The 11,666-nt window shown below is 39.2% G+C and carries 12 protein-coding genes; 1 reads left to right on the forward strand and 11 read right to left on the reverse strand.

The window, feature by feature from the left end:
- Positions 1-63: 63 nt before the first annotated feature.
- Complete coding sequence (gene yyaC, locus NSS76_RS19275; RefSeq protein WP_024424063.1) at positions 64-690, forward strand: spore protease YyaC; 627 nt, start codon at positions 64-66, stop codon at positions 688-690.
- Positions 691-715: 25 nt separating this feature from the next.
- Here yyaC and NSS76_RS19280 read toward each other — a convergent pair whose 3' ends face one another.
- From NSS76_RS19280 to rpmH, 11 genes are all read right to left on the reverse strand, one after another.
- Entirely contained in the window at positions 716-1,570 is an 855-nt protein-coding gene (locus NSS76_RS19280; RefSeq protein WP_024424064.1) for a ParB/RepB/Spo0J family partition protein, read from the reverse strand.
- Entirely contained in the window at positions 1,563-2,324 is a 762-nt protein-coding gene (gene soj, locus NSS76_RS19285; protein WP_008360890.1) for a sporulation initiation inhibitor protein Soj, read from the reverse strand. Before soj ends, NSS76_RS19280 begins: the two co-directional genes overlap by 8 nt.
- Before the next feature lie 235 nt (positions 2,325-2,559).
- Positions 2,560-3,387: a hypothetical protein gene (locus NSS76_RS19290; RefSeq protein WP_024424066.1), complete on the reverse strand. Its 828-nt coding sequence runs from the start codon at positions 3,385-3,387 to the stop codon at positions 2,560-2,562.
- 126 nt (positions 3,388-3,513) lie between these two features.
- On the reverse strand, positions 3,514-4,389 hold the full coding sequence (gene noc / locus NSS76_RS19295; RefSeq protein ID WP_024424067.1) for a nucleoid occlusion protein: 876 nt from the start codon (positions 4,387-4,389) through the stop codon (positions 3,514-3,516).
- 105 nt (positions 4,390-4,494) lie between these two features.
- A complete protein-coding gene (gene rsmG / locus NSS76_RS19300) occupies positions 4,495-5,214 on the reverse strand; it encodes a 16S rRNA (guanine(527)-N(7))-methyltransferase RsmG (RefSeq protein WP_024424068.1) in 720 nt (239 codons plus the stop codon).
- A gap of 13 nt (positions 5,215-5,227) precedes the next feature.
- Positions 5,228-7,114 carry a tRNA uridine-5-carboxymethylaminomethyl(34) synthesis enzyme MnmG gene (mnmG, locus tag NSS76_RS19305; RefSeq protein ID WP_024424069.1) on the reverse strand — a complete coding sequence of 629 codons (1,887 nt, stop codon included), beginning with the start codon at positions 7,112-7,114 and terminating at the stop codon, positions 5,228-5,230.
- 17 nt (positions 7,115-7,131) lie between these two features.
- Entirely contained in the window at positions 7,132-8,511 is a 1,380-nt protein-coding gene (mnmE, locus tag NSS76_RS19310) for a tRNA uridine-5-carboxymethylaminomethyl(34) synthesis GTPase MnmE (RefSeq protein ID WP_024424070.1), read from the reverse strand.
- Positions 8,512-8,912: 401 nt separating this feature from the next.
- Entirely contained in the window at positions 8,913-9,536 is a 624-nt protein-coding gene (gene jag, locus NSS76_RS19315; RefSeq protein WP_024424071.1) for an RNA-binding cell elongation regulator Jag/EloR, read from the reverse strand.
- Positions 9,533-10,315, reverse strand: coding sequence for a YidC family membrane integrase SpoIIIJ (gene spoIIIJ, locus NSS76_RS19320; RefSeq protein WP_087976621.1), 783 nt, complete (start codon positions 10,313-10,315; stop codon positions 9,533-9,535). The genes jag and spoIIIJ overlap by 4 nt, the downstream gene beginning before the upstream one ends.
- Positions 10,316-10,473: 158 nt before the next feature.
- On the reverse strand, positions 10,474-10,833 hold the full coding sequence (gene rnpA / locus NSS76_RS19325) for a ribonuclease P protein component (protein ID WP_024427652.1): 360 nt from the start codon (positions 10,831-10,833) through the stop codon (positions 10,474-10,476).
- Between the two features lie 78 nt (positions 10,834-10,911).
- Positions 10,912-11,046, reverse strand: a complete 135-nt coding sequence (gene rpmH, locus NSS76_RS19330; protein ID WP_073208224.1) for a 50S ribosomal protein L34 — start codon at positions 11,044-11,046, stop codon at positions 10,912-10,914.
- Between the last annotated feature and the right edge of the window lie 620 nt (positions 11,047-11,666).

The raw sequence follows: 11,666 nt of genomic DNA on the forward strand, positions 1-11,666 counted from the left end.
GGTATAGAATTAAGCTTGTTTCCGTATACTGATACTAACTACTATGACAAGGAAGTGAGACCTATGAATAGCAAGAACGGTCTTTTTTTTAGAAATAGGGTAAAAGAATACGTGTCCCATACGGATACAAACGCCATTCAACAGCTTAAAAGTATTTTATTCTCGCATCTTCAGAAAGCAGGAAAAAGACCCGTTGCCATCGTCTGTATTGGAACAGACCGCTCAACTGGCGACTCTCTAGGTCCACTTGTTGGTACAAAGCTTTCAGGTCTGGATTTGAAAAAGCTTCATGTATATGGAACACTCTCTGACCCAGTGCATGCGGTCAATTTAAAAGAAAAACTCGCTGAAATTGAACAAGCCCATAAACACCCGTTTATTGTAGCGGTTGATGCCTGTTTAGGAAGAGTGAAAAGTGTCGGTTCCTTCCAAATTGGTGATGGTCCGTTAAAGCCTGGAGCTGGTGTCCAAAAGGAGCTGCCAGAGGTAGGAGATATTCATATTAATGGGATCGTCAATGTGAGTGGTTTCATGGAATACTTCGTCCTCCAAAACACACGTCTTCATCTTGTCATGTCTATGGCCAATACACTTTCTGAAAGTCTATCTCACATTGACCAAATGGATTGGACGAGAGAAAAAAGCCGGTCTCTCTTCACCCCTATTCAAAATATCACTGGGAGAATATAAAAAAGACCATCTCATATCAAGATGGTCACTCTGATGATTCCCTCGTAGAAAGCAATTCAAGGATTCTTTCTAAATCTTCATTCGAGAGGAATTCAATCTCAATTTTCCCTTTTTTCTTCTGTTTCTTGATCGTCACGGAAGTACCAAAGTAGTTTTGTAAGAAAGACTCTCTTTCTTTCAACACTCGATCCTTTGGTGCTTCTTTTTTCTTTGTTTCACGTGGAACATTTTCATTTAACTGCTGAACAAGTTTTTCAACCTGTCGTACGTTTAACCCCTCATCCACGATTTTCTTTACCAAAGGCGCCAGCTTCTTTTTGTTCTTTAAGCTGAGCAATGTGCGGCCATGTCCCATTGATAACGTTCCATTTGCAATCAGCTTTTGGATGTCATCCGGTAAAGTCAACAGACGGAGATGGTTCGCAATATGCGGTCTGCTTTTCCCTAATCGCTTCGCTAATTCCTCTTGCGTCACACTTAGATGATCCAGCAAGGAAGCATATGCTTCCGCTTCCTCTAGTGGAGAGAGATCCTCACGCTGCAGGTTTTCTAAGAGGGCAATTTCTCTCATCAGTGTTTCTGAAAACTCTCGAACGATTGCAGGAATTGTTGTCAGACCAGCTTGTTGTGCTGCGCGGAAACGGCGTTCTCCTGCTACTATGTCATATCCTTTAATCGATTTACGAACAATGATCGGCTGTAAAACCCCGTGCTGCTGAATCGATTCTTTCAGATCAGACAATGCATCATCATCAAACGTTTTCCTTGGTTGATACGGATTCGGGCGCAAATCCTTTAATTTGATTTCTTCAACCGTTTCTTCATTTGAGTCTACATTGTTAAATAGTGCATTAATACCCTTTCCAAGACCTTTAGCCATTCGCATCCACTTCCTTTGCTAAGTCTAAATAGACATCTGCACCTCTTGAACGTGGATCATACAAAATAATCGGCTTTCCATGACTAGGCGCTTCACTCAGCCTGACATTTCTCGGAATGACGGTTTGATAGACTTTATCTCTAAAGTACTTCTTCACTTCTTCGATTACCTGAATCCCAAGGTTTGTTCGGGCATCAAGCATTGTCAGCAAGACACCTTCAATGGCAAGATCGGTATTTAAATGTTTCTGCACGAGACGAACTGTGTTTAACAATTGGCTCAATCCTTCAAGCGCATAATATTCGCACTGAACTGGTATTAAAACGGAATCGGATGCAGTTAACGCATTAATCGTCAGCAGTCCAAGTGATGGCGGGCAGTCAATAATCATATAATCATAATTCTGCTTAACAGATTCAAGTGCTCTCTTCAGCCTCACTTCACGTGAGATTGTAGGCACAAGCTCTATTTCAGCCCCTGCAAGCTGTATTGTCGCAGGAATGACATCAAGATTTTCGACCTCTGTCGTCTTAATCACATCAAGAACATCTGCATCATCAACTAAAATATCGTACACACACTTTTCTACGTCGGCTTTCTCAATCCCAATACCACTCGTGGCATTGCCCTGCGGATCAATATCAACCAACAACACTCGTTTGCCTATGTATGCTAAACACGCACCCAAATTAACAGAAGTTGTCGTCTTCCCGACGCCGCCCTTCTGGTTGGTAATCGCTATGATTTTCCCCACGATGTCACCCACTTTCAACTTAACAAGTTTCTCATTCATTCATACTTTCTATTCTATCAAAAAAAGTATGAAACGTTTGCTTTTTTTGTTTCCCTATTATAAATTCGTCGGTGAATGTGCCTTTTCGTACATAAAAGGTCGAATGAAAACGCATCGAAAAAGTATATTGATATATCTTTTTCAAGAAATAGACATGCTCAAAACCCTCACTTTCATCAAAAGTGAGGGTCACATGTCAAAAGTTTAATTCACCTATTTTACGGCCTTCACTCACAATGACCTTAGGAGTTACTGTTTTATAGCTTTTCTTTTTTAAAAATCCATAGGGTGTCTTAATGGTAAAGTTCGCATGTCCCAATGCGTCCCCTGTTTTGCCATAGGCCTGCCACACAATCTTTGAACAATAAGTCGGATCTAGTGATTGAATGGACATGGTGATCGAGTAGCGAGCCTTCGGATGACCTTTCACATAATCGTGTGCCCATTCTCCTGCTAAATCTGCCTTTTCCTCTTGATTAATCCGAATTACCTTTGAATTGGCACTATAGCGAAACCAGTTATGAATGGAATCTAGTTGCGGATGCTGCCGTAACCCTGGAATAGAAGCATAGCTTTTCTCATTAATGACGATACCTGCATGTCCAACCAACCCCTTCACAGCATCAGTGGTTGTCACCAAAATATCTCCTTTTTTAGGGATAATATCGGTACCAGGATACGGCTTTCCTAAAAGGAGCTTGAGGGTGTGCGGCTTCTCATCCGTCACCAGCTCATCCTGCTTATTTTGTCGTAATCCATAGTTCTTCAAATCATCGTCAGTTGTAATCAAGTCGATCGAATCGTCGAAAGACGCATACTCTTGATTGAATTGCTGTACAGTCACATCTTTAGAAACAGCACCTTGCTCCTTCAGAACGTTCAATTCTTCGTTGGTCATCAAACTTTCATCCGCATGATGAGCCGTTGACGATTTCACAGCGTATATTGTCGCTTCATTTGAAAAAAGAGAAAAAGAAAATAGTAAATAACAAATAATGGCGAAAGTAGTCTTCTTCATTTTTATCAAGTAGTTGTCACCTCCTTTAACTTCTAAAATCATATTTTACCAATTTATAAATATAATGTATATTGAATGTGTGCTAGAAATAAGACAAAAAAAAGCTGACGAGTGGCGCTCATCAGCTTTTTTCTATTTAGGGATTCGAATCGTTAATTGGATATATTCCTCAAACTCTTCTTCCTCGGTATTTATTTTAAGTCCGCTGTCTTCTACCATGTGGAGAGACTGACGAATGGTATTCATCGCAATTCGTGTATCACGACTAAACGCCTTACGTTTTGGCTTCGGTTTGCGATCCGTTTTTTGTTCAAGCATCTTCACTACACGCTCTTCAGTCTGTTTCACATTCAACTGCTTTTCGATGATTTCCTGCAATAGCGCGATTTGTAATTCTGGAAGCTTTAGGGGCACAAGTGAACGTGCATGCCTTTCAGAGATTTTTTTCTCTAAAATGGCTTGTTGTACCTCTTCAGGCAACTTTAAAAGTCTTAATTTGTTTGCAACAGTTGATTGTCCCTTGCCTAAACGCTGAGCAAGCGCCTCTTGTGTTAAATCATGAAGCTCTAAAAGACGTGCATAAGCATGAGCCTCTTCAATAGAAGACAGCTCTTCTCTTTGCAAATTTTCAATCAATGCCACAGATGCCGTTTCCGTATCAGTAAAATCTTTTATAATAGCGGGGATTTTCTCCCATTGAAGAGTCTGTACCGCCCTCCAACGTCTTTCGCCGGCGATCAGTTCATATTTTCCTTCTTCTTCTGTTGGTCTAACAACAATCGGTTGGATAATGCCATGGGTATGAATCGTCGTGGCCAGCTCTTGTATCTTTTCTTCTGAAAAAATGGTGCGTGGCTGAAAACGGTTTGGCATAATTGTGTCGACCGGGAGCTCCTGTATCTCTTCCTTTAATGTATCATGCTCAGCAATCTCTGCCTCTATTTCGGTTTCACGCTCAGGATGTTCTTTGTCTCCAAGCCCGAAGAAGCGTGAGAGTGAATGCTTCATGAACCTACACCACCTTTAAAAACTACCTTTTTATAATTCTATTTTCTCATGTTTTTTCCTTCTGTAAAATCATAAATATTGAAGAAAAACCGACCTTTTACATGATCAACCTTCTATTGGTGATTTATTAGGTGTTCCTGGTTTTCTAGGATATTTTTTTGGTGTTTGCTTTTTCTTTTCAATGACAATGATGTTCCGTTCGCTTTCTTCTAAAGGAAGAACAAAGGAATGCTTTTCAACAACCTCTCCTCCGAGAACTGTGACAGCTTTTTTCCCTGCTTGCATTTCTTCATCAGCGGCAGATGCTTTTAAGGCAACAAACAATCCTTCCTTTTTCACTAGAGGCAGGCATAGTTCGCTCAAGACGGATAAACGTGCAACTGCTCTAGCAGTGACAAGATCATAGCTTTCACGCTTTTCCTTACGTTGTCCAAACGTTTCCGCACGATCATGATAAAAAGTAGTATCTTGTAAGTTTAATCCTTTTGCTAACTCATTGAGAAACGTAATTCGTTTCTGAAGAGAATCAACAATGGTCACATGTAGATGAGGGAAACAAATTTTAAGAGGAATGCTTGGAAAACCAGCACCAGCTCCAATATCACAAATCGTCGTCACTTTGTGAAAATCAATAAAAAATGCTGCTGATATTGAATCATAAAAATGCTTCAAATACACTTCTTCCTTTTCAGTAATGGACGTTAAATTCATTTTCTCGTTCCATTCTACAAGCATGCGGAAGTAGGTTTCAAATTGTTCAAGCTGCACAGGAGAAAGAGTGATCCCTTTCTCCTCTAGTGCTGCTGTAAATTGTTCAATGTTCATGCCGACATCCTTTCTATTCTGCTATCTTCGCAATACGCCCCTGCTCTAAATATACTAAAAGGATAGAAATATCAGCAGGGTTAACGCCTGAAATACGAGAAGCCTGTGCAACAGAAAGCGGTCGGACTTCTTTCAGCTTTTGTTTCGCTTCAGTTGCAATCCCTTTGATGGCATCATAATCAATACGATCAGGAATCTTTTTGTTCTCCATCTTTTTCAGTTTTTCAACTTGCTGGAGTGACTTTTCAATATAACCTTCGTATTTAATTTGAATCTCTACCTGCTCACACACATCAGAAGGAAGCGGTGTTTCAGCAGGAGCTAATTTCACAACAGATTCATAATTCATTTCCGGACGCTTCATTAAATCACTTGCACGAATGCCGTCCTTCAACTCACTTCCACCGAGTGAACGAATAAATTCTTGAGTCTCTGCTGTAGGTTTAATGATGACAGAATATAAACGTTTTTTCTCTGCTTCAATGGCTTCTTTTTTCTGCTGGAATGCTTGGAATCTTTCTTCAGAAATTAATCCAATTTGATAGCCAAGTTCAGTTAATCTTAAATCAGCATTGTCATGACGTAGAAGTAGACGATACTCAGCACGTGATGTCAAGAGACGGTATGGTTCATTTGTTCCTTTTGTGACAAGGTCATCGATGAGGACACCGATATATGCATCAGATCGGCTTAAAATGACTTCTTCTTTACCTAATGCTTTTCTTCCTGCATTAATACCTGCCATAATCCCTTGACCTGCTGCTTCCTCATAACCAGACGTACCATTAATTTGGCCGGCTGTATATAATCCAGAAATTTTCTTCGTCTCAAGTGTAGGCCACAACTGAGTAGGCACAATCGCATCATACTCGATGGCATAACCCGCTCTCATCATTTGAACATTCTCGAGTCCTGGGATGGTTGAAAGCATGCGCTGCTGTACATCCTCCGGAAGACTTGTAGACAATCCTTGAACATAAACTTCCTGCGTATTACGACCTTCTGGCTCTAAGAAAATTTGATGTCTCGGTTTATCATTGAAACGAACCACTTTATCTTCAATGGACGGGCAGTATCTAGGGCCAGTTCCTTTAATCATACCTGAATACATTGGAGAACGGTGAAGATTCTCATCAATAATTTGATGAGTCTCTAAACTCGTGTATGTTAACCAGCATGGCAGCTGGTCAGTAATATATTCAACCGTTTCATAGGAGAATGCCCGCGGGACATCATCACCTGGTTGAATTTCTGTTTTACTATAGTCAATCGAGTGGCTATTCACTCGAGGAGGTGTTCCTGTTTTAAAGCGAACCAAATCGAATCCTAGTTCTGCTAAATGATCCGATAATTTAATGGAAGGCTGCTGGTTATTTGGACCACTTGAATACGATAAGTCTCCTAAAATGATGCGGCCTTTTAAGAAAGTCCCTGTCGTTAATACAACAGACTTTGCACGATAGTTAGCCCCCGTTTGAGTAACAACACCTTTACATTCATTATCTTCTACAATTAAATGATCTACCATACCTTGCAGCATTGTCAGGTTTGGTTCATTTTCCATTGTTTTTTTCATTTCATGCTGATATTGGAACTTATCTGCTTGCGCTCTTAACGCACGGACAGCAGGTCCTTTCCCCGTATTCAGCATGCGCATTTGAATATGCGTCTTATCTATATTTCGCGCCATTTCTCCGCCTAGAGCATCAATTTCTCTGACGACAATCCCTTTTGCGGGGCCGCCTACGGACGGATTACATGGCATAAAAGCAACCATATCGAGGTTGATAGTCAATACAAGTGTTTTGGCGCCCTGTCTTGCAGAAGCAAGAGCAGCCTCAACTCCAGCATGACCGGCACCCACGACGATTACGTCATAATTGCCAGCTTCATAACCCATTTCTTATGTTCCTCCCTTTACTTTCCTAAACAGAATTGAGAGAATAACTGATCAATCAAGCTTTCATGAACAGCATCCCCAATAATTTCACCCAGCTGTTCCCAGCAGCGTGTTAAATCTATTTGAACTATGTCGATCGGTACATCCATTTCAATTCCTTCAAGAGCATCCTCAATGGATTGTTTTGCTGCCTGGAGAAGGGCAATATGCCTTGTGTTACTTACATACGTTAAATCTCCACTTTCAATTGAACCCGTGAAGAATAATGATTGAATCGCAATTTCGAGCTCATCAATCCCCTTTTCTTGTAATAATGATGTAGTAACCACCGGACGATCCTTCGCTAACTGCTTGACCTTTTCGATATCAAGCTTAGGCTCAAGATCTGTCTTATTCACGATCACGATGATATCCATGCCTGAGACTGCCTCAAATAGTTTGATATCCTCTTCTGACAATTCCTCGCTATAATTGAGCACAAGTAAAATCAGGTCAGCTTCTTTTAAGACCTGTCTAGATCGTTCAACCCCTATACGCTCAACAATGTCCTCCGTCTCACGTATACCCGCAGTATCGACTAAACGAAGCGGTACACCTCTAACATTTACATACTCCTCAATGACATCTCTCGTTGTTCCAGGAATATCCGTTACAATCGCTTTTGTTTCCTGTACAAGACTATTCAACAAGGAAGACTTCCCAACATTCGGTCTTCCAATAATAACAGTGGATAAGCCCTCGCGAAGTATTTTCCCCTGCTGAGAAGTCGTTAGCAGTGACTCAATTTCCTTTTTCACTGATGTTGCCTTTTCAACTAAAACTCGATGCGTCATTTCTTCAACATCGTCATACTCAGGATAGTCAATATTGACTTCAACATGAGCCAGAGTTTCCAATATCTCACCGCGAAGTCGTTTAATCAAACCGGAGAGTCGTCCCTCCATTTGAGTAATCGCTACATTCATCGCACGATCTGTCTTTGCACGAATCAAATCCATTACCGCTTCAGCCTGTGAAAGATCAATTCTTCCATTTAAGAAAGCTCGTTTTGTAAACTCACCTGGCTCCGCTAATCTTGCCCCTTCTCTTAAAGCAAGCTGCAGTACTTTATTGACCGTTACAATTCCGCCATGGCAGTTAATCTCAATAACGTCTTCTCTCGTAAATGTTTTTGGTGCTCTTAATACTGACACCATGACCTCTTCTATGACTTGCTCAGTGCTAGAGTCCACAATATGACCATAATGAATCGTATGTGAATCCACCGATACAAGTTTTTTCTCCTTGGGACCTTTATACATCCGATCAGCAATCTGTACCGCATCAGGCCCGCTTAAACGAATAATCGCAATTGCTCCTTCACCCATCGGTGTAGAAATTGCTGCAATTGTATCCATCACTCATTCACCTCTTTCTCTACTTAATAAACAGTCTGTTATCTATTAAATGGACATTGTCCATCTCTATATCAAAAACGCTTAATCCAAAATTTAAAGATACCATAAATGAAAGCGAAGTGAAAGTATCCCATATCTAATTATCCACAGCTTTGCATCTTATCTATTTTAACACTTAACTTATCCACATGTGAATAACGACGTTTGAAACTTGTCTTCACATCTTACACCTAAATCCAATAAATTTAAACGCCCTGATCCCTATACTTACTTGTTAAATTGGCGTTTTGCACCCATATCACACACTCATTTTTTAGAAATAAAGGATGAATCCTCTATAAAAAGCAATTTTTCAATAAAAAAAGACTAAAATCCAGCTTTGCCGAATCTTAGTCTTTCTGCTATTTTTTATACAGCACCACAACATGACGTTTGCTGCCTGTATCTTCAGATGCCGTTGCAAGTTCTTTAGAGAATGCAGCAATCGCATCATGAACAATTTTTCGTTCATTCGAAGGCATTGGTTCTAAATGAACCTTTCTCTTCGTTTTTAAAACCCGATTTGCTGTTTTGACTGCATATTGTTCAAGTGCTTCTTGTCGTTTCTTCCTATAATCGCCAATATCAATTGTTATATGATGATACTGATCAGAATAACGATTAAACACTAGCTGTACCAACGTTTCTAAAGAGTACAGTGTTTGGCCTCTTTTTCCAATCATTAATGACGTTTTATCTCCATCAATGTGGTAAGAAATCTTTTTCGGTTCCTGTTTGGAAATAATCTTTGCTTTAGGATCAATAGACTTAACAATTTTATCTAAATACTGTGTAGCTAATTTAAATGCATTTATCTTTTCTACTAACTTGACCACAGCTTGTCTTTTACCAAATAATCCTAAAAACCCTTTATTTCCTTCATCTACTATTGTGATTTCTACTTCTTCTTGTAGTAGCTGAATTTGTTTAAGTCCGGAATCTACTGCTTCTTCGATTGTACGACCGACAGCAGTTATTTCCTTCATTTTTTATTCCCGCCAGCTTTTTCTTTTGTATCAACTTTTACTTGAGGTGTTTTAATCACCAATGTTTGAATGATCATGAAAATGTTACCTACAACCCAGTACAATGAAAGTGCTGCTGGGAAACTAATTGCAAACACAACGATCATAATCGGCATCACCCATAACATGATAGCCATTTGAGGGTTGTCCGAAGGATTTCCAGCCATCATCAGCTTTTGCTGAATGAAAGTAGCTACACCCGCAATAATCGGTAATAGGAACAATGGATCTGGGCTGCCTAAGTCAAACCATAAGAATGTATGCTTTTTAATTTCTGCTGTTCTCATAATTGCATGATAGAAACCAATAAGGATTGGCATTTGAATTAAAATTGGGAAACAGCCTGCTAATGGATTGACGCCATTTTTTTGAAAAAGGGCCATTGTTTCCTGCTGAAGCTGCTGCTGTGTTTTTTGATCTTTAGAGCTATATTTTTCACGAAGCTTTTTCAATTCAGGCTGTAATGCTTGCATCGCTTTTGTACTTCTTAACTGTTTAATCATTAATGGTAAAATAAGCAAGCGAATTAATAGTGTCACAATAATAATCGCTACACCATAGTTTTCACCAGTTAAGTTTGCCATGTACGTGATTAATTGAGATAGCGGGTAAACAATATAAGAATTCCAGAATCCCTTACTATCTGATGTAATTGGTTCATTGATCTGTGTACATCCTGCCAATAAAACCAATACGCCAATCAAGCTAAATATTAGTAATAATCGCCTTTTCAACAAGATTCCTCCCATTACTTCAAACTTTATTTAAGTTGGAATTGATTAAGAAAGTGACTCACCTAATCAGTATGGTAACATTTTTTCTTTGCAAAGTGGTGGTTTCATTTTAATTCACTAGATGAAGGAAGCGCTTTTAAAAATTGATTCAACGAAAGTTTCTATTACGAAGACTTTTTCGGTTGTTGTTGATAAACAGCGGATTTTCTAAATAAATGTTGGAGAGACTTCTTTGTTTCTTCAAAGGTCAATTCACTCGCTGGTTTTCGTGCAATGACAATGTAGTCTTTTTCTTGCTTTAACTTATGGCCTTCCTCTAAAAACACCTGACGGATCAGACGTTTAATTCGGTTTCTAATCACTGCATTACCAATCTTCTTACTGACAGACAATCCTAAACGCAGTTCAACTTGATTTGGCTGATCCAGCTGGTAAATAACGAATTGGCGATTTGCCATTGATTGACCTTTTTTGAACACCTTTTGAAACTCTTCATTTTTTTTTAGCCTGTTTCGCTTCTTCATGTTTTCTTCCACTCCGATAAAAACTGACAGTTCATTTACGATTTTATGTAAAAAAGACCACTGACATTATTCAGTGGCCTAAGCTGATAATTTTTTTCTACCTTTGCTGCGGCGTCGCTTTAAAACTAGACGTCCGTTTTTAGTACTCATACGGCTGCGGAAGCCATGAACTTTACTACGCTTACGGTTATTTGGTTGAAACGTTCTTTTCATTTATGACACCTCCCTGAGGAATAGCTGTTTAAGACAGTCTAACTCATTATATTTGTGTAACCCATCGATTGTCAATATCAATGATAAAACTCTTATTATCAACCTTATAAGCATAACATAAGTTATCAAACGAAGAAACCTTCTTTTTTAGTTTCCAGCATTTTATTCTTTTTTTCCTCCTAAAAAACCTTCAAAACAAGAATGTGGATATTTTTCCGGCATATTTAGACTATCCACACCCATTATCGACATTTTTTTCACACAAATAACCGATGTGGATAATTATTTTTCAACAGGATGTAAAGTGTGTGGATAAGTTTGTGACACCCATTGCACCATCTTGTTTATTTTGATATTATATTTGTGTTTTAACTCTTAATTACTTATCTGGCCCATTTATATTATCCACAATTTGTGGATAACCTGTGGAAAGTTATTACACAGCCTGTTGAATTGTTTATCCACAGCTTGTGTAATTTGTCGAAAAGACGTTTTTCTACTATATTAATTGTTTTCAACAATGTATGTGCACGAATGGTGATGACCATTTGCTCTTTTTCGTGTTCTATAACAGTTTGATACTGGTCATTTTAAAAAGAAAAGGAGGGGGGAGAGGCCTT

The sequence above is a fragment of the Bacillus sp. FSL R5-0654 genome (assembly GCF_038008745.1).
Lineage (GTDB): Bacteria > Bacillota > Bacilli > Bacillales > Bacillaceae > Bacillus > Bacillus safensis.